Below are 17,972 nucleotides of genomic sequence, written 5' to 3' on the forward strand. Positions count from 1 at the left end.
CCACGATGGGAAAACGGTGCCCAATAACGAGCACCGGAGCATGTAAGTGTCTATACGACCCAGAAAGAATTATGCGGCAAACAACCTTGGTAATTCCGCATGATCACACGCTTGATTTAAGCGCTGCTGGGCAGTTTGAATGTGCGCACGCCAATGTTCATCTTGCGCCCACATCTCAATCACCAATGGCACGACGCAGTCTGTCTCTTTGAGTGTGCGGAAGATGGCATCGAAGTTCACTTCACCATCGCCAATCACCAGATCGCGGAACTGACCTTTGTATTCCGGCGTCACGCGATACGTGTCTTTAAGGTGGATTTGGGTAATGTGTGGCTTACTCAATTTCAGCTCAGTACACACGTCATAGTTCCAACCAGAGATATTGCCCACGTCTGGATAAGCAGTGAAATACGGCGAATTCACTTCGCGATTGAGCACTTCGAACTTACTCAATGAGTTGAGGTAATCGGTGTCCATGATTTCAACAGCAAGCATCACACCTGCGCGCTCTGCCAGTTTCGCCGCTTCCTTCATACCTTCAATAAAACGCAAATGCGTGGCACGGTTTGCTGGCTCGTAATACACATCGTAGCCAGCTAATTGAATGGTACGGATGCCAAGTTTGTACGCCAATGCGATCGCCTTTTCCATGTGCAGCACAGCTTGGTCTCGGATCTTCGGATCAGCCGAGCCAAACGGGAACTTGCGGTGCGCGCTCAAACACATCGACTGCAATGGCATGCCGTATCGTTCACACTGGTGACGCAGAGTGTAAATCGTCTCGTCATCCCAATCTAAGCGGCTGCGGCGCTCGTCAGATTCGTCCACCGAGATCTCAAGAAAGTCGAAGCCCAACTCTTTGGTCACGCTGAGCTTTTCTTCCCAACTCAACTCGTTCGGTAACGCTTTCTCATACAAGCCAACACGATGACGTTGTAGGTTCTGATACATGTCGCCCCCTAGTTCCAGTAACGGTCGATTTGCGCTTTCAATGCTTCTGCGCTCTCTTGTCCTCTGTCGCCCGCCAATGCGCGACCTGCGATAAAGGTTTTCGCTTTGATGCCTTCAAACAGATAGATATCTTCTGGCACGATGCCACCAGTGATAGAGAGCTCGATACCTAGCTCAGAGAGTTGACGCATCTTGTTGATGTCAGCGTCTGTCCAACCAATCCCTGCCAACTCTGCATCGCGAGAACGGTGGTAAATCGCTTGAGTGATACCGAGATCCACCCACGCTTGCGCATCTTCCATCGTCCAGTTGCCGTAGATTTCGATTTGGATTTCGCCGCTAAACTCATCCGCGACTTTCTTACACGCTTCGATGGTCGCAATGTGCGCTGCGGCTGAAACCGTAATCCAATCAGCGCCAGCTTCAAACGCCATGCGAGACAAAATCGTGCCACCATCAGTGGTTTTCATATCACACACCAGAATATGGTCTGGGTGGTTCTTACGCAGCGTCGAGACCGCATTCATCCCTTCTGCGAACGCGAGAATGGTGCCCACTTCAATCACATCGACGTAGCTGTGTACATTGCTTGCAACCGCCACGGCGTCAGTTAAGTTAGTTTGGTCTAGAGCGATTTGAATCATTGGTTTAGTCATGATGCTTATCCTTGAATTTTTTCACGTATCAGACGAGCTAAGCCGTCGTTATTGTTATCGGTTTCGCACACCAAACGGGCGCTTGAACGTACCGTCTCGTCTGCGTTATTCATGGCAACGCCTAATCCGGCGTAACGGAGCATGGAAATATCATTGTGGTTATCGCCCACGGCAATGACATGATTCGGGTGATAACCCAGCTCAGAAACGTATTCCGCCAGTCTTAAGCCTTTGCTGTTGCCTTTTGCTGCGAAGTCGATGCGATTCGACCACGAGCGTTCGCCGTTAAATTTCTCTTTCACCCATGGGTTTTCAATCAAGCGTTCTACCGAGCTTGGTAAGCCTTCCACCACGAATTTCCACACGAACTCGGTATTGCGCACTTCTTCGCTGAACGAGTCGATTTTGTAGATCTTTGGTTGGAGATGCTCAGGCGCGGTTTTCGCCCACTTTTCCAACGCTTCCATGTAGTGAATTGGGTTGTAGTTTGAGTACGTCATGGCATCGGTTACGTACATCACCATCTTGACCTGAAACTCCTTCGCCAAGGCGATGAACGTCAGCGCGTCTTCCTTATCGATGGAGTTGTGCTTGAGCACTCGGTCATTGTGGTAGTCATAAACATAAGTGCCGTTGCAGCAGATGATAGGCGTGGTAAGACCCAACTCATCGTAATACGGGCGTGCCGCGGTGTGATGGCGTCCGGTGACAATCACCACGTGACACTTCTGCTGCGCTTCTTGAATCGCTTTTTTCACCTCAGGGTGAATGCTGTGGTCATCGGTGAGGACGGTTCCGTCTAAATCTAAAGCAAGCACTTTGTACATGTCGTTACCTCTGCCCGTAGTAGGCGTTTTCACCGTGCTTACGCAGGTAGTGTTTGTCTGAAAGCTCAGGCTGGATCTTGATGCCACTGTTGAGTGAACGTGTTGCTAATGCCATGGCAGAAATCTCTTCCAATACCACTGCGTTGTGCACGGCATCATCGGCGTTAGTGCCCCAAGAGAAAGGCGCATGCCCTGCTACAATCACGCTTGGCACTGCCATTGGATCGATGCGGCGTTGACGAAACTCTTCCACTATCACTAAGCCAGTGTTCTTCTCGTACTCTTCGGCAATTTCGCGTTGTGAGAGCTTGCGAGTACATGGAATGTCACCGTAGAAGTAGTCGGCATGAGTCGTGCCCAGCGCAGGAATATCAATCCCTGCTTGCGCCCAAATCGTTGCGCTGCGTGAGTGGGTGTGCACCACGCCGCCCACTTGTGGGAACGCTTTGTAGATCTCAATGTGGGTCGCGGTATCGCTGGATGGATTCATGTTGCCTTCCACCACATTGCCGTCTAAATCGACCACCACAATGTGCTCAGCGCGCATGCCATCGTATTCCACCCCCGACGGTTTAATCGCAATCACGCCGCGCTCGCGGTCAATCTCAGACACGTTGCCCCAAGTGAAGGTCACCAAGCCGTATTTCGGCAGTTTGAGGTTGGCTTCGAGCACACGTTGTTTCAGTTCGCTGTACATGATTCCTCCTTAAGCAGTAACAGCCAGAGCTTCATCAATCACTTTGAATACATCGGTTTTGCTGCGGCAACGGCGAAGCTTGTCCAAATCCACGCCCGTTTCGCTGTCTTCATCATCCAACACTTGGGTCACTTCCATCAGACCTTCCATGTGCTCATCGGAAGAGCTGCCCGCTAGCGTGATTAGCACATCAACTGGCTCGTCTTCGCCTTCAAAGTAGATTGGCTCTTCTAGCGTAACCAGTGCGAAAGCAGTACGAATCACGCCGTTTTCTGGTCGTGCGTGTGGCAGTGCCAAGTTAGGCGCGATGCAGATGTAAGGACCTAACTCTTCCACGCTGCTGATGATGGCGTCGTGGTAAGAAGGCTGAATCGCACCAGAGGCAATCAACATGTCCGTACCAATCTTGATGGCTTCACGCCAATTCGACGCCTGCGCTTGCAGTTTGATTGAGTTGTTGTCGATCAGTGATTGTTTTAATCCCATTGTTCTATCTCCAGTTTGGGTGCCGTGACTTTGGCTTTCCGAAGCCCGGCACCGCTGTTGTTATCCGTTGTTTGTTATTGGTTTCTTATCTCTTCATTGAGAGAAGTATTTGGTCATGTTGTTTTATTTTGCTGGTACAAAGTTTTTATTGATGATGTCGAGTAGCTCGTCCCCGAAGGAGTTAGGGTTAAGCATGTTTTGCACCCCGAGTACAAACTTGCCTTCGCCTGGTTCCATCTCTGCAGACAGGTGCTTCGACGATACGATGATGTCTGTGCTCGCAAGCTTCGACTTGTAGTCCGACACTGCGCATGAGTCCATCACGTGAGGAATGCCTTTCTTCTCTAGGTATTTGCCGATCTTCATTTTCATCATCATCGATGAGCCTTGACCGTTACCACATACCGCTAGGATGCTGACTGGGCGCAGACCGTCACTCGCTTTGATTGCTTGCTCTACCGCTTCAATCACTTCTGGTTCTTCACTGATTTCTACTGTGCCTTGCGCGTCTTCTTCAGCACGTAGCTTGCGAGAAGCGAAGAACATGTAAACCAGAGACAGACCAACAAGAACGAAGAAGAACATTTTCGATGCAGACAGACCTTGCATGATTGGTGGGAATACAAGCGCCCAGTCCGCCATGCCCATCCAGCCGTTGAATTCTGTGCCGTGTTGGCTAAATAGGTGGATAGCCCAAGCAGAACCTAGTACCTCGATGATGCCCATCACGAAACAGATCTTCATCACCGCTTTCCAGCCACCGAAGTGGTTAGCAAATACGCCGATGGTCGCGTTAGAGAAGAACATTGGAATGAAGCCAGGGATGATCATGATTGGCGCATCGAATGCCAACATCGCCAGTACTGCAGCGAACTGACCCAGCGCGCCCCACATGAAACCAAATACCATTGCGTTTGGAGAGAATGCGTAGATAGCCGCACAGTCAATCGCCAATACCGCATTTGGAATCACGCGCTCAGAGATGCCTTTGAACGCTTCAGACAGCTCAGCAACGAACATACGTACACCGGCAACAATCACCTGAATCGCCACAGCGAATTTCAGACCCGTTTCTAAGATGTAGATAGTCCAGTGTGTGGTGCCCGCCATTTCTTGAAGGTTATCAAGACCGAATGAAAGCAGAATAATGCCGAAGAACACCGTCATGACGATCGCCGTTGCTGCGATGCTGTCGTGGAAGATGTGTAGCCATTTAGGCAGTTCTAGGTGGTCAACGCTGTCGTTCTTATCACCCAGTTTTGGCGCGACTTTTGTTGCAATCCAAGACGCGACCTGTTGTTGGTGACCAATAGAGAAACCCGCCCCGCCGGTGACTTCTTCAGTTGGCTTGAACATGATGTTGGAGGAGATACCCCAGTACAGCGCCATTAACACCGCAGAGTAAATGATGGTTTCCCACATGCTTGCGCCAAGCACAAAGTAGAACACGGCAATCAGACCTGCTTGCTGGAACATGATGTGACCAGTCAGCATGATGGTGCGGATACCCGTGTAGCGGCGGAACAGTACCAAGAGGATGTTGATACCTAATGCCAATAGAACGGCGTAACCCACCCAAGAGTAGTTGTCGCCCATCGCTTCCATGGTAGACATCATGGAGGTGTAAGGGTCAATGACCGAGCCGGTTAGCCCGTGGTATTCGGAAAGTTTGGAGATCACAGGTTTGAAGCCAGCAACTAGGGTGCCCGCACCCACTTGAACCAGCATGAAACCCACGATCGTTTTGATGGAACCTTTAATGATGGTGGTGGCGTCTCTTCTCAGCAACCAATAGCCAATGCATGTTACCAAACCCAGCAGTAGTGGGGCTTTGGTCATAACTTGGCTGTAAAAAATATAGAAGATGTCGTACAAGAACTCCATATCTTTACCCCTAGAGTGTTTTTTATTTGTAATCGTATGTAGGTCAGAGTGATTCCATCTGATGTCGTAGAATCTACTCAGTTTTTGCTCACGAAATAAACTCTAACAATCAAAAGTAATCACGCAATGCTCATTTGTGATTATTTTGATATTTATCAATTTTGCTCTCCAAAAAACCCTACAAATGGTAAGCGGATCACACATGAAAATTAAATAATTAATAAATACAACAACTTATAAATTCTTGTGATGAGGTTCAGATTTTCATCAGTCTTGAATTTGACAATCAAGAGCGTGATTAATAGAATCAAAACAAATCACAAGTAATCACCAAATAATCACTAGATACACATTTCGGTGAATTTGAATCAAATAGGGTGATGGGTATGAATGAAGTACAAAGACACAATGGCATTCTGTCTTTACTAGAAGAAAATCAGACGATTAACGTCTCACACATTATTGAGAGCTTTAACGTCTCTCCAGCTACGGCTCGCCGTGATATATCTAAGCTGGATGAGCTAGGCAAACTACGCAAAGTACGCAACGGCGCAGAACGCGTCGAAGCAGAAAAGAAAAAATGGTCACCGCTGAACATCAACAGCACTGAGTATTACGAAGAAAAATCCTTGATTGCGATGCAAGCCGCTGAGCTTTGTCAGCCTGGCGACAGCGTGGTCATTAACTGCGGTTCGACCGCTTTCCTACTTGGGCAGAAGTTGTGTGGGCAAGACGTGCAGATCGTCACCAACTACTTCCCATTGGCAAGCTACCTGATCAATGAAGACCATGACGATGTGATCATCATTGGCGGTCAATACAACCGTTCACAAAAACTGTTCTTAAATCCGGCGCCCAACTCGCTTGGCAGTTACGCAGGCAATTGGATGTTCACCTCGGGTAAAGGGTTAACCGAAGCCGGACTCTACAAAGCCGACATGTTAACTGCAGTGGCAGAGCAGCAAATGCTTGAGCAAATCGACAAGCTCGTCGTCGTGGTAGACAGCTCCAAAGTGGGTCACAGAACGGGCATGTTGTTCTGTCCTACCGAGAAAATCGACATTCTGATCACAGGCAAAAACGCCAACCCAGAGGTCATCAAAGCGATAGAAGCAAAAGGGACACAGGTCATTCTGGTCTAACGCGCCCTAGCCTCTTTCTCAAATAAATAAAAATAATTCAGCTCAGTGCCTTAACCACAAATTAAGGCGCTCGGCTCCCTACATCCCAAATTTAATAAAAATTGTGAAACAAAAAGGTGTTGCTATGAGTAAAGTAAATGAAATCACTCGTGAATCTTGGATCCTAAATACATTCCCTGAGTGGGGTACCTGGTTAAACGAAGAGATCGAAAATACGGTGGTAGAACCAAATACATTCTCGATGTGGTGGCTAGGTTGTACAGGTATCTGGTTGAAGAGTGAGGGCAACACCAACATCTCTATCGACTTCTGGTGTGGTACGGGTAAAAAGACGCAAAAGAATGCCTTCATGAAGAACCAGCACCAAATGATGCGTATGGGCGGTGTCGAAGCGCTGCAACCAAACTTACGTACTGCTATCTTCCCGCTTGACCCATTTGCTATCAAAGAGATCGACGCTGTGATGGCATCCCATGACCATGCTGACCATATCGACGTGAACGTCGCGGCAGCGGTACTGCAAAACTGTGGTGACCACGTGAAGTTCATCGGCCCACAAGCGTGTGTCGATTTATGGATGGGCTGGGGCGTGCCAGAAGAGCGTTGTATAGTCGCAAAAGTGGGCGATGTACTTGAAGTCGGCGACATGAAGATCCGCGTACTGGATTCATTCGACCGCACTGCACTTGTAACGCTGCCAGAGGGCACTTCGTCTTACGATAAAGAAATCCTCGACGGCATGGACAAACGCGCGGTGAACTACCTGATTGAAACGTCAGGGGGCTCGATTTACCACTCTGGTGACTCACACTACTCAAACTACTACGCAGCGCACGGCAACGAATACCAAATCGACGTGGCACTGTTGTCATTCGGTGAAAACCCACGCGGCGTGACTGACAAGATGACATCTTCTGACATCCTACGCGCAGCAGAATCGTTGAATTGTGATGTCGTGATGCCATTCCACCACGATATTTGGGCTAACTTCCAAAACGACCCACGCGAAATCGAAGTGTTGTGGAACATGAAGAAAGACCGTCTGCAATACAAGTTCGCACCGTTCTTTTGGCAAGTTGGGGGCAAATACACCTTCCCAACCGATAAAGGTCGCATGCACTACCAACACTTCCGTGGCTTTAGCGATATCTTCAAAAACGAACCAGAATTGCCATACAAAGCGTTCTTGTAATTCCGTCGCAACGTCAGACAGCGAAAACCAAAAGGGCTCTCAATTGAGTCCTTTTTTATTGCAGAAACTTCAGATTATACAGAGCGCATTTTATGCGACGATTAACATTCGCTATCTATAAGTAGGAGAGCTTTCAGAGAGACTAACGCTCTCAAAAACCCCAGACGCTAGCGTACATCTACAAGCATTCTAATAAATGCCAACTTCGCTCTAACTTACGCTCAATATCCACAATATCCATCTAAAACCTCGAAGATAAACCACTTAAAATTTAGCTACTTAGACATCTTTAATCGACAAAAATCATTTGATGTACTGCTTACAAGTCCAATGTTAAATTGGTTTCGGTTAGTACATCCGAGTGCAATGTGTGACTGCGTTCGATGTCGCTTAAGTGTCAAATCTCCAAGGATGGAGTACCCATCAGACACTTGAGTTCCACTTGATGTATGCTCTTATTTTTAATATCAAAAAGGACTCACTAAGAGTCCTTTTTTCGTTTAGACAACCGTTAATCTCAGATAGCACGCAAACTGCGTCAAACTTCGGTTCGTCATTAATGGGTTAGTTGATAATGAGTCGAGCGTTAATCGGCTGGATAGGGCGATTGTTCTTACCCATGATGTCCATAAACGCTTTCACTTGCGCTGCAGATACCGTTTGAACCTCTTTTAGTACCAACCAACGAACACCTTCAGAACACGGAGGTGTCGTTAACGAACCATTGAATCGGTAGTAGCTGTGCTTAGAAGGAACAAGAGACTTGATGCTCACGGGTTCAAAGCTGGTTGTTTTGCCTTTTTTAAAGTCATGGTTTAGCAACTTCTCCAGTGTTGGGTTTTCATCTCCTAGCTTATAGAAGACTGCCACAACCGCTAGATTGCCATCCTTATCGGCATGAACAAAGTGCGCCTCTAGCGGGTACTCTTCTCCGTTGATGTGGTTTTCAGATGGCGTATGGAAGTGAAATTGAGAAAGCGTGTACTTTTTATCGTCAACCAGTAGCGTATTATTGCCCTCAACACTGGCTTGCAGAGTATGACCATTATCAATAGCTGAAACGGCATGACCTAAATAGTTGATGTGTATTTCATCCATAATACCCAACACGGTTGATTGGATATTAACAGGACTTTGGTTCTTACCTTGCTGACAATCTTCAGAGAATTTACCCCAAAACTCAGGCCCATTCTCGCCTTCGTATCCCCAATGCTCAGCATGTGCTGCAGAACTTAATAAAAGGCCAATCGCTAACAGTGATTTCTTCATCTTATCCTCATTTAATAAATTATTAAAAATCAGATAATTAGTAAAACCTCAAAGTCATTGCAGTGTCAGATAAATGCAAGCACACCCATATTCAACATTTATAAAAACAAATTAAACAAATATTTAAATCACTTTGGGACAGAACTAATAGTGAGATTTGTATTTCACCATCAGACTAGATTATTTCAACATACAAGAATCACAGCAAAACTGCTTGAAGCCTTATTCTTATACCTTAATAATCCAAACGCAAAACGAACATCGTCTAAAACGACATCAATTTACCTCGTCATAAAAAACCAAACTCTAATTCAGGGTTTATTGCCAACTAAAACTATCATTTAAAAGGACATACGATTATGAGTGAATATATCTACGTTTATGATGAAAAAATCTTGGATGAATACCTAGATAAAGTGAATGCTCGTAAAGATATGGTTAATCGATCGACATTAAGATTACTTGCCAATGAGCTTAAAATTGAACTTTCAGTCGGTAGGCTTAAAGCAAAAGAGTTTTATGACTATATAAGAAGGCCCAAGAACATCATTAGGCTATTGAAGTAGGGACTATTTAATAATCTGCTCCAGGTATTTAGATTCAGCTTCAACCACAGCTGAACACATTGAAACAGAACGTGAGTCATATACTATAGCTTTCATCAAACGTTACTACACAATTGTTTGGTTTCACTTTGTTTCCGTAGATGTAATCATCTACTTTTCCTGCTATTGATTCTTTGCAGCTTTAATCATTTAAAGCTGCTTTTTTTCAGTATCGACTTATTGTGAGTATTAGGCATAGAAACGACTGCGAATAAACATAATTCTTCATGCATCATGGTACGCAGCAGTTTCTTTGGCGTACTTCGATGCTATCTCTTTTCAAGCATACCTTTATCGACAATGAAGTCTATGATTTCCTGCAGCCCCTTACCTTCTTTTAGGTTGGTAAACACATAAGGTTTTTCTGGACGCATTCGAGCGGTATCCGCTTCCATGACCTCTAATGATGCTCCAACATAAGGCGCAAGGTCTATTTTGTTGATAACAAGCAAATCAGAGCGTGTAATGCCAGGTCCGCCTTTGCGTGGAATTTTCTCCCCTTCCGATACATCAATCACATAGATCATCAAGTCAGCCAGTTCAGGGCTAAACGTGGCACTGAGATTGTCACCACCACTTTCGATAAATACCACGTCTAGGTTTTTGTGCCGCATAGAGAGTTCCTCCACCGCAGCGAGGTTCATCGAGGCGTCTTCTCTAATCGCGGTATGCGGGCAACCACCAGTCTCGACCCCAATAATACGCTCTGCATCTAAGGCTTCTGCCTGAGTGAGTATCTTTGCATCTTCTTGCGTATAGATATCGTTAGTGACGACAGCGATCTGATAAAGATCTCGGAGAGTTTTGCACAGAACCTCTAGCAATGCCGTTTTACCAGACCCAACAGGTCCACCAACGCCAATTCGCAAAGGTTGTTTGTAGTTTTCTTGCATAAGAGTTGTCCAAATTATGGATGGAGTTAAAATTCGATGTGTAATTATTTAATGGCTAATAATGAAAAAGCCGAACGTTATTGAAAGTCACCAATTAAGAGGATGATTTTGAATGGCAGTCATCAAGGAACAGATGATGTTTTTTTAGTGAGTATTGGAGTATTAAATAAGGCACTGAGTTGTGAATGGTTTGAGAGTGATTAGGCAAACTCATTGGCGAAGTTTTTGACTAACTAACCCGTAAATATTGATAACGAAGGTTTGCAATTTTTATCATCAACAATGTCTACATGATTCGACTGGTAGGTTATGTCTCCTAACCACTCTCGAAGCAAAATATACAATAAAAGCCTCACCATTCCATTCCGATATCAGCCCATAAAATTTAGAATTAGAATTCAGGCTAAATTATCTGAACATTGTGACTTCATATCTACATCCTAAGATGTTCAAAATACTTCAAGCACCATATCTGCATTAAGAACACTATTACTAGGTGTGCTATTGATCCTCAATTCAGCTATCTGACTCGTAATCTTAATTTTCATGATTGATAAAAACAAAAACATTATTCATTACTTTCAATAAGTTAAATAAAAAATCAATAGCGCCTATTTAGATTTGAGCTCAAATTACTGAGATAAGACACTTTCTTTGATGAATTTATGAAAAGAACAAAGGAGTAGCGTTATACTGTGCGTTGTACTGTCGCATGGATGCTTTTCTTTTAGCCCAACTTACTGCCTGTAGTAAGCCCAATTATGAGATAAGCAATAGTGGAATATAGATATATTGAAATGTTCAAACCAGTGAAGCTTGAGGAGTTTTACGTAGAGTATCACTACATTGTCAACATCGCCTTCGCAAAAGGCACCGTTTACATCAATGAACAACAAATCACCATCGATGGCCCGTCAACCTTAATCATCCCTCAATTTACCTGTTTGTCGTGTAATTTGACTCAGAAATCGTCGTTCTCACCATTACAGATTCAATTGTTAATCGTGACCGATGACATGTTAGAAGGCTTGCTACTTCAACTTCCTCAAAAGCGTAGGTTCATCAAAAATACCGTAGCTCATCAACTCCCAACACCAGTGGATGTGGACAATAACTTTCAACTACTCAAAGAAGTGTATGACTCATTAAGTAGAGATGCTTTGAAAATCATGCTTTTAGAACAAACGCTATATTTCATACTGCTCTCTCTTTGCGAATCTGGTATCGATGTTTTCAATGTCTTTCAGTTCAATTACGAAGAAAGCAAACGTGAAGTCATCGCACGAATGATCACAAAGGAACCACAAAGAAAGTGGCAAATTCAAGATGTCGCCAAGCAGCTGTTTACCTCTACCTCAACATTAAGAAGGCATTTGCAGAAAGAGAACCTGTCGTTTAGCCAGCTATTGGTAGATGTAAGAATGGGGCTTGCATTGAACATGCTAACGTTCACTTCCTACAATGTTTCACAGATCAGCAACCGCTGTGGATTTGGTAGCGCCGCTTATTTTTGTGATGCCTTCAAGAGAAAATATCACTTAACGCCATCACAGTTCCGAGCTCAGTCTAAGAAGACCAGTGATGCGTCACTTGTCTCCACAAGAAGTGACGATGTGAGCTAACAACGCTCTAGTGGATGACGGATCGAGCGTAAAGCCTTGCGCTTTCTGCTCACTCTATTTTGCTTTTCATTTAAATCACCAATCATTGCGTCCAGGTAACGTTTTCTCTCGTCCTTCAGGAGTATGGTGTTTCGCTTTATGCACTAGAAAACTTCACGATATACCCAAGCCATCTCAAAGGCTGGGTCATAAAAATTAGATTTAAGGAAATATTATGTCTAATTCGATCACCGTTACATCTGATGACTACAACAATATCTGTCGATTACTTGATAACATTCCGAATTTCACCGACGAGCTGCTTAAATTAGAAGATGAAATTGACCGCGCATTGATTGTCGATGCACACGAGATCGACAACAATATTGTCACGATGAACTCTAAGGTGACGTTCAAATTCCTTGGTGAGGAAGAGCATATTCAGAAAGAGCTCGTTTACCCAAACCAAGTGAAAGATAACTCTCACATCTCCATACTCGCGCCGATTGGCATGGCACTTATCGGGCTGTCTGTCGGTCAACGCATCGATTGGATACTGCCAAATGGCAACAAGAAAACCATTGAGATCTTGGATGTCGTTTTTCAACCAGAAAGAAATATAGAGTAGAGATAATCCAACGAATAAACTCAATCATCAGCCATCACTCTTAACCAGAGTGATGGCTTTATGTTTTGATTACACTTGTGGCGGTGTGCCTTCTGCGTTTGACAGAACACAATCCATTTGAACTTTGGCACCTAGCGCGATGTTAGACACAGCAATCACGGTTCTTGCTGGCAAATCGCCATCAAAGAAAGTGGCGTACACCTCGTTGATTGCATCAATATCAGCGATGTCAGTCACTTGAATATTGACCTTAACCGCGTCATTCATCACGTGACCGATGCTCTCAACGATCGCTTTAATGTTTTTCAAACATTGCTCAGCTTGCTCTTTAGCTCCACCTTGAACCAGCTCATGGTTCAGTGCATCCATCGGTAGTTGTGCGGAAATGTGGTTATAGTGAGAAAACGCCACAGTTTGCGTTGCAAGCGCATCAAGAGGTGCATTCAGCGTGTTGTTTGCCTTAATCACAATGCCATGGCGATCTTCAACTTCTTGAGGAGGCGTACCGTCACCATGAGAAATCACGGCATCAATTTGCACTGCTGCGCCCATTGGTAGCGCTGAAGCCTGAATAACCGAGCGAGCAGGCATGTAAGCCACGGCTCTTGCGATCGCCGAATCTGGGAAGAATGTACGGTACACTTCGTTCACTGATTCAATATCTGCTAGATCTTGCAGGTAAACGGTCGTTTTTACGATGTCATCTAGCGGAACATCAATGCTCTCTAGAATGTTCTTGATGTTTTGCAGACATTGATGAGTTTGTTCTTTTACACCACCTTCGACCAAGTCTCCTGTCGCTGCATCTACCGGCAACTGTGCGGAGATGTTGTTGTAGTGCGAGAATGCGACCGTTTGTGTAGAAATCGGATTGGTCGGTGCTAGATCAGTATCACGCGACACCTTGATCAAGTCACATGGCTTTTGGGGTATTGTCCCCTCTCCATTAGAAATAAGCGCATCCATTTGTAGTAACGCTCCTTCAAAAGGCACCGCCTCAATCGCCAGCACTGTGCGTGTTGGTAGAAGGTTAGTAAAGAAAGTCGCATACACCTTGTTTACTTCTTCAACGTCATGAATGTTGGTCAAGTAGACATTTATCTTAACGACATCATCCATTACATGATCAATGCTCTCTACAATTCTTTTAATGTTCAAAAGACATTGTTTGGCTTGCTCCTGAATACCACCGTCAACAAGCTGGTTGGTTTGAGGATCAATCGGAAGTTGAGCGGAGATATTGTTGTAGTGAGAAAACGCAACACTTTGCGTTGAATGGCTGTTAAGTGGTGCAGTTTCTGTGTTTCTAGAGCATTTAATAATGGTGCCAGTCATTTTAATGTTACCTTTAATTAATGATAAAAGTATTTAACTTACGTAAACATCATTGAGGCTAGAAAGGAGAGCTATCAGCTATATTTCATTGCAATTTAATATAGAATAATAATAGAGTTAACCGCTTCTGTTATATCCATCTTTTAAACCATAGATAAATAGAGCTAAGATCAACAAAGAAGCGGTGATAATCAGAATAGTTCCTAATATATCGATTTTATTTAAAGAGAAAGTAATCATCCCGGATAGGACCCCAACAAGGATGACTAAATCAATTAATATGCCTCTAAATATTTTCATACCTCTCCTTTCACAAACAATCACATCGTAAGTAAAACTATAAGATTATGCTGATTATTTAGACGCAATTCATTACAACATGCGCGCATTATGTTTAATTTTTACACGCTTTACATTTCAAGTTTCCCATTGCCTTGATGCAGCTTTTCCTACTCAAAATTTCATCTCTAATATCATTAATAAAATGAAACCAAGAAGAACAGAAAAAGGCTTGCATTTGATTTTATAAATTAAACAATTAAGTCATAATATTTTGAAATAATAAGAAATATTTCACACCCACTTGTCGATATAAACTCCTATTTGATAGAGTCCACTCGCTCATATGAATTGAGTAACCTACTCACAAATAACTTTATTCCGCTCTTGCACAACTTAGCCCTATCCAATTTTGGTTAGGGCTTTTTTTGAGGTAGAAAATGAACTTAGAAAGGATTGACTATTCATCGATTGAGGACTTTGAGATTAGGTTAAAGCCCTTCAATGCCACATACTGGAACAAGATATTAAGTTTTCTCAATTCTATTGATGATGTCACCTCCTTTTCTTGCGATTCAGAAGACAACGTCTTTGTCGAATTAGACTCAAGCTTACTCTTCTACAACTGTGAAAATTCAAATAAATACAAGTTTAATTTCGATAACGTTTTTATTTGTCAGTTTAAGTCTATCGCCAGTGATGGGTATAACATCCGCTTATATTCGAATGGTGTTAATTTTTTATCTATTTAACGGATAGTAAGCCAAAAAAAATATGTACGAGAAAACAGATAAGTTATGTCCAAATTGCTTTCGTTGGCTACTAAGAAATACAGCCAAAGGTGAGATATATTGCCCCGACACTATCTCATGCAGAGTGAAGGGGTCACTGAACGTCCCTCCATTAGAAGTCACTAAAGCGAGGCTAAGGAAAACCTTAGTTAACGAAATTAGAAAAGACAGACAGCACCAGAACCTAACGGTGATCAACCGAATTAATAAGCTCTTGAGCTAGAAAATAACAAAAGAAGTGCTTTCACTTTGAAGCACTCACTAAAACTTGGATAAAGCGAGCAATCTCGCCCAAACCAATATAGATGCACACGACCACCACCGAGTATGCACATGCTCGGTGGTGCTACTTTATTTAAGCCCTAACAACGTAGAAAACAAAAGGACAAACAACAGATGAAAACTGTTATTCATGAAACCCTACTACGCTTATCTTCAGCCCCACAAGAGTCTCATGTTCAAATTAGGCAGGAGCTTTACAACACTCTAAAACTGCCATTCGAGAAGCAGTTAGCACTATATACCCATGTTCTTGGTCCAGTAAGTTCCGGTCAACTGTCCAGCAACCAAAGCTTAACCAGAGCGGTAGGCGATGCGGAAAGAATCATCCTAAGCAACAAATAATCGATAACGAGGAATAAGCTTTCTCACGCCCTTAACCAAAAAAGTCGGCCTCACCACTTTAAACGGTGAGGCCGACTTATATAGCAGAGTTATCTCCATGACCTTGGGATTCTATCTCGCCTTATTTCTTTCTAAGTACGAAAAACAGAATAAACATAGATCCAATTGCTGAAGTCATCAGACCTATGGGTAACTCCTGACCGGGGATCAGCACTCGGCTCATTAAGTCACTGGCTGAGAGCAGCATCGCGCCAATAAAAGCACATAAAGGCAATAGATAACGATGACTTGGTCCGGAAAATGGTTTCGCAAGATGCGGCACGATGAGTCCAACAAAGCCAATCACGCCGCTTAAAGAGACAAAGATCGCTGTAGAGAGTGCCGATAAGATAAACACGGTCACGCGGAGGAATTTTACGCTTACACCCAGTGAGTTACTGGTGTCCTCATCCACCAACATGGCATCAAGCGAACGCCAGCGCAACATGGTAAACAGTGCGAGCAAAATAACCCCAACAGAGGCAAACGGCAGATTTTCCCATTTTGCCAGCCCTAAGCCTCCCATCGACCAAAAGAGAATATTACTCGCCGAACGTTGATCGCCGGTATAAATCAAATATCCAGTAATGGCACTGAACAGGAACGAAACCGCCAATCCAGATAAAATCAGGCGCTCAACTCCTTGAGACTTTTGCAGAAAGAACACTAGGATGACCGAAGCCGCCGATAAGGTTGCCCCAGCAAATGCTGCCACAGGTAAAGACCATTGACCTAACGCCAAATCGAAATGGCTAATAACCGCAACAACGCCAGCCGATGCACCTGCAGATAACCCGAACAAGAATGGATCAGCCAAGTCGTTCTTAGTCACGGTCTGCAATAGCGCCCCCACCATAGCAAGCCCAGCACCAACTAAAATCGCGAGAAGAAATCTAGGAATTCTAATCTCACTCAAAATAACGTTGGTCATTGCAGGTAGCGAGGCGTGGTCAAAGGTAAAAAACTGATAAACCGAGGAAAAGGGTATGTTTATTGTTCCGTAAGAGAGCGAAAGGAACAGTATGACCGATAGCAACATCAGGCTTGCCACGATAGCAAGCCAAAACTTTACATTCGAATTACTCATTAATCACGATACCAGCCTCGGGATGGAGCTTGGCTGCAATCTTCTTGATAGCAACCACATTGTTGGGACCTGGCGTCAGCTCACTGTACTTCAACCGCAAAAATTGACCATTTTTCACCGCATTCGTTTGGCGCATTAGAGGGTTATCACTCAGAGCTTTTATCGAGCTGTTGATCGCTGCATCATCTGAGCTGCCATAATCCACCAAAATAATCATATCGGGATTATGAATGGCGACTTTTTCCCATGGCGCGGTGCCCCAACTAAAGTTTTCGTTGCCCATCACGTTGACGCCACCAGCCGCTTTGATCAGCGCATGAGGCATGGCAAAGCGCCCACTGGTAAAGGGCTGATCAATGCCTGAATCGTAGAGGAACACTTTCTTGGTTGGATAAGCGGCTACCTTTGACTCTATGTCTTTGAGGTCTTTCTTCCAGCCCTCGACTAAGCTCTGTGCTTTATCACTCTTATCAAAGACTTTGCCCAGCTTAAGGACATCGCCGTAAAGCAGTTCCATAGAAGCTTCTTGTTTCTTCTTAGTGATGTGAGCGCAGCTTTCGCTGAGGACCAGCGTCTTTACAGCAAAGTGCGCCAAGTTTTGTGGCGTCAGATCCGAGCCAAATTTAAGACCGTAGTTCCAACCAGCAAACAGGAAGTCTGGATTCTTTTCTAGTAAAGGTTCTAGCGTTAAGTAACGCCCAGAGATTTCGGGAATATCACCTAAGTCTGCCTTGAACTGATCGGATACTTGATACCAACCTGTAATACCATTTACCGCCACCATGTTAGGTTGTAGCCCCAATGCAAACGCCATTTCCGTCATATTGAGGTCTTGGAATACCGCGCGTTTTGGTGCTTGTTCAAACGTCAACACGTCCCCGCAGCTTTCAACACTGACTGGGTAATGTGGTTCCGTCGGTGCATTGGTGTTTGCGTAAACAGAGACAGATAAAAACAACGGCATCAAGCATATTTTTTTCACGGTA

The 17,972-nt window shown here is 44.3% G+C and carries 18 protein-coding genes; 6 read left to right on the forward strand and 12 right to left on the reverse strand.

The window, feature by feature from the left end:
• Positions 1–69: 69 nt before the first annotated feature.
• The 6 genes from C1S73_RS18170 to C1S73_RS18195 all read right to left on the reverse strand — a co-directional run bounded on the left by C1S73_RS18170 (position 70) and on the right by C1S73_RS18195 (position 5,501).
• Positions 70–951 (reverse strand): L-ribulose-5-phosphate 3-epimerase, encoded by an 882-nt coding sequence (locus tag C1S73_RS18170; RefSeq protein WP_038869805.1) that lies wholly within the window; start codon positions 949–951, stop codon positions 70–72.
• 8 nt (positions 952–959) lie between these two features.
• Positions 960–1,607: a 3-keto-L-gulonate-6-phosphate decarboxylase UlaD gene (locus C1S73_RS18175; protein WP_038869806.1), complete on the reverse strand. Its 648-nt coding sequence runs from the start codon at positions 1,605–1,607 to the stop codon at positions 960–962.
• Between the two features lie 5 nt (positions 1,608–1,612).
• Positions 1,613–2,434 carry a Cof-type HAD-IIB family hydrolase gene (locus C1S73_RS18180; RefSeq protein ID WP_005434688.1) on the reverse strand — a complete coding sequence of 274 codons (822 nt, stop codon included), beginning with the start codon at positions 2,432–2,434 and terminating at the stop codon, positions 1,613–1,615.
• Positions 2,435–2,438: 4 nt separating this feature from the next.
• Complete coding sequence (locus C1S73_RS18185; protein WP_009696581.1) at positions 2,439–3,131, reverse strand: L-ribulose-5-phosphate 4-epimerase; 693 nt, start codon at positions 3,129–3,131, stop codon at positions 2,439–2,441.
• A 9-nt stretch (positions 3,132–3,140) separates the two neighbouring features.
• Positions 3,141–3,617: a PTS sugar transporter subunit IIA gene (locus C1S73_RS18190; RefSeq protein ID WP_038869807.1), complete on the reverse strand. Its 477-nt coding sequence runs from the start codon at positions 3,615–3,617 to the stop codon at positions 3,141–3,143.
• Between the two features lie 123 nt (positions 3,618–3,740).
• Positions 3,741–5,501 carry a PTS ascorbate-specific subunit IIBC gene (locus C1S73_RS18195; RefSeq protein WP_005434683.1) on the reverse strand — a complete coding sequence of 587 codons (1,761 nt, stop codon included), beginning with the start codon at positions 5,499–5,501 and terminating at the stop codon, positions 3,741–3,743.
• A 386-nt stretch (positions 5,502–5,887) separates the two neighbouring features.
• Between C1S73_RS18195 and ulaR the strand changes: the two genes are divergently transcribed.
• Both ulaR and ulaG read left to right on the forward strand, forming a co-directional pair.
• On the forward strand, positions 5,888–6,643 hold the full coding sequence (gene ulaR / locus C1S73_RS18200; protein ID WP_038869808.1) for an HTH-type transcriptional regulator UlaR: 756 nt from the start codon (positions 5,888–5,890) through the stop codon (positions 6,641–6,643).
• Positions 6,644–6,767: 124 nt separating this feature from the next.
• Positions 6,768–7,835, forward strand: a complete 1,068-nt coding sequence (ulaG, locus tag C1S73_RS18205) for an L-ascorbate 6-phosphate lactonase (protein ID WP_038869810.1) — start codon at positions 6,768–6,770, stop codon at positions 7,833–7,835.
• A gap of 564 nt (positions 7,836–8,399) precedes the next feature.
• Here ulaG and C1S73_RS18210 read toward each other — a convergent pair.
• Positions 8,400–9,104 (reverse strand): carbonic anhydrase, encoded by a 705-nt coding sequence (locus C1S73_RS18210; protein WP_038869811.1) that lies wholly within the window; start codon positions 9,102–9,104, stop codon positions 8,400–8,402.
• Positions 9,105–9,463: 359 nt separating this feature from the next.
• Here C1S73_RS18210 and C1S73_RS18215 point away from each other — a divergent pair, with 359 nt between their 5' ends.
• Complete coding sequence (locus C1S73_RS18215; RefSeq protein WP_038869812.1) at positions 9,464–9,670, forward strand: hypothetical protein; 207 nt, start codon at positions 9,464–9,466, stop codon at positions 9,668–9,670.
• Positions 9,671–9,978: 308 nt separating this feature from the next.
• Here C1S73_RS18215 and ureG read toward each other — a convergent pair whose 3' ends face one another.
• Positions 9,979–10,602 (reverse strand): urease accessory protein UreG, encoded by a 624-nt coding sequence (gene ureG / locus C1S73_RS18220; protein ID WP_038869813.1) that lies wholly within the window; start codon positions 10,600–10,602, stop codon positions 9,979–9,981.
• A 776-nt stretch (positions 10,603–11,378) separates the two neighbouring features.
• On the opposite strand from ureG, the gene C1S73_RS18225 reads away from it, so the two are divergent.
• Both C1S73_RS18225 and rnk read left to right on the forward strand, forming a co-directional pair.
• The gene (locus C1S73_RS18225) at positions 11,379–12,224 is read left to right on the forward strand and encodes an AraC family transcriptional regulator (protein WP_038869815.1); all 846 of its coding nucleotides are present in this window, start codon (positions 11,379–11,381) and stop codon (positions 12,222–12,224) included.
• A gap of 214 nt (positions 12,225–12,438) precedes the next feature.
• The gene (gene rnk, locus C1S73_RS18230; protein ID WP_038869817.1) at positions 12,439–12,831 is read left to right on the forward strand and encodes a nucleoside diphosphate kinase regulator; all 393 of its coding nucleotides are present in this window, start codon (positions 12,439–12,441) and stop codon (positions 12,829–12,831) included.
• Between the two features lie 69 nt (positions 12,832–12,900).
• On the opposite strand, the gene C1S73_RS18235 is transcribed toward rnk, so the two are convergent.
• Positions 12,901–14,166 carry a RidA family protein gene (locus C1S73_RS18235; protein WP_038869819.1) on the reverse strand — a complete coding sequence of 422 codons (1,266 nt, stop codon included), beginning with the start codon at positions 14,164–14,166 and terminating at the stop codon, positions 12,901–12,903.
• Positions 14,167–14,283: 117 nt separating this feature from the next.
• Complete coding sequence (locus C1S73_RS18240; RefSeq protein WP_038869821.1) at positions 14,284–14,466, reverse strand: hypothetical protein; 183 nt, start codon at positions 14,464–14,466, stop codon at positions 14,284–14,286.
• 1,166 nt (positions 14,467–15,632) lie between these two features.
• Here C1S73_RS18240 and C1S73_RS18250 point away from each other — a divergent pair.
• A complete protein-coding gene (locus tag C1S73_RS18250; protein WP_038869823.1) occupies positions 15,633–15,860 on the forward strand; it encodes a PAS factor family protein in 228 nt (75 codons plus the stop codon).
• 121 nt (positions 15,861–15,981) lie between these two features.
• Here the strand turns inward: C1S73_RS18250 and C1S73_RS18255 are convergent, their stop codons facing one another.
• Together C1S73_RS18255 and C1S73_RS18260 are read right to left on the reverse strand one after the other, a co-directional pair.
• Positions 15,982–16,986, reverse strand: coding sequence for a FecCD family ABC transporter permease (locus tag C1S73_RS18255; RefSeq protein ID WP_038869825.1), 1,005 nt, complete (start codon positions 16,984–16,986; stop codon positions 15,982–15,984).
• Positions 16,979–17,968, reverse strand: coding sequence for an ABC transporter substrate-binding protein (locus tag C1S73_RS18260; RefSeq protein WP_102778978.1), 990 nt, complete (start codon positions 17,966–17,968; stop codon positions 16,979–16,981). Before C1S73_RS18260 ends, C1S73_RS18255 begins: the two co-directional genes overlap by 8 nt.
• Positions 17,969–17,972 lie beyond the last annotated feature (4 nt).

Origin of the sequence: Vibrio jasicida 090810c (assembly GCF_002887615.1) — a bacterium.
GTDB classification, from domain to species: domain Bacteria; phylum Pseudomonadota; class Gammaproteobacteria; order Enterobacterales; family Vibrionaceae; genus Vibrio; species Vibrio jasicida.

Excerpts from the sequence above, each read along its gene's own strand:
- C1S73_RS18240 (WP_038869821.1), bottom strand. The coding sequence starts at position 14,466 with ATGAAAATATTTAGAGGCATATTAATTGATTTAGTCATCCTTGTTGGG.
- ulaG (WP_038869810.1), top strand. The coding sequence starts at position 6,768 with ATGAGTAAAGTAAATGAAATCACTCGTGAATCTTGGATCCTAAATACA.
- C1S73_RS18255 (WP_038869825.1), bottom strand. The coding sequence starts at position 16,986 with ATGAGTAATTCGAATGTAAAGTTTTGGCTTGCTATCGTGGCAAGCCTG.
- rnk (WP_038869817.1), top strand. The coding sequence starts at position 12,439 with ATGTCTAATTCGATCACCGTTACATCTGATGACTACAACAATATCTGT.
- C1S73_RS18185 (WP_009696581.1), bottom strand. The coding sequence starts at position 3,131 with ATGTACAGCGAACTGAAACAACGTGTGCTCGAAGCCAACCTCAAACTG.
- C1S73_RS18175 (WP_038869806.1), bottom strand. The coding sequence starts at position 1,607 with ATGACTAAACCAATGATTCAAATCGCTCTAGACCAAACTAACTTAACT.
- C1S73_RS18210 (WP_038869811.1), bottom strand. The coding sequence starts at position 9,104 with ATGAAGAAATCACTGTTAGCGATTGGCCTTTTATTAAGTTCTGCAGCA.
- ureG (WP_038869813.1), bottom strand. The coding sequence starts at position 10,602 with ATGCAAGAAAACTACAAACAACCTTTGCGAATTGGCGTTGGTGGACCT.
- C1S73_RS18235 (WP_038869819.1), bottom strand. The coding sequence starts at position 14,166 with ATGACTGGCACCATTATTAAATGCTCTAGAAACACAGAAACTGCACCA.
- C1S73_RS18215 (WP_038869812.1), top strand. The coding sequence starts at position 9,464 with ATGAGTGAATATATCTACGTTTATGATGAAAAAATCTTGGATGAATAC.
- ulaR (WP_038869808.1), top strand. The coding sequence starts at position 5,888 with ATGAATGAAGTACAAAGACACAATGGCATTCTGTCTTTACTAGAAGAA.
- C1S73_RS18195 (WP_005434683.1), bottom strand. The coding sequence starts at position 5,501 with ATGGAGTTCTTGTACGACATCTTCTATATTTTTTACAGCCAAGTTATG.
- C1S73_RS18180 (WP_005434688.1), bottom strand. The coding sequence starts at position 2,434 with ATGTACAAAGTGCTTGCTTTAGATTTAGACGGAACCGTCCTCACCGAT.
- C1S73_RS18170 (WP_038869805.1), bottom strand. The coding sequence starts at position 951 with ATGTATCAGAACCTACAACGTCATCGTGTTGGCTTGTATGAGAAAGCG.
- C1S73_RS18190 (WP_038869807.1), bottom strand. The coding sequence starts at position 3,617 with ATGGGATTAAAACAATCACTGATCGACAACAACTCAATCAAACTGCAA.
- C1S73_RS18250 (WP_038869823.1), top strand. The coding sequence starts at position 15,633 with ATGAAAACTGTTATTCATGAAACCCTACTACGCTTATCTTCAGCCCCA.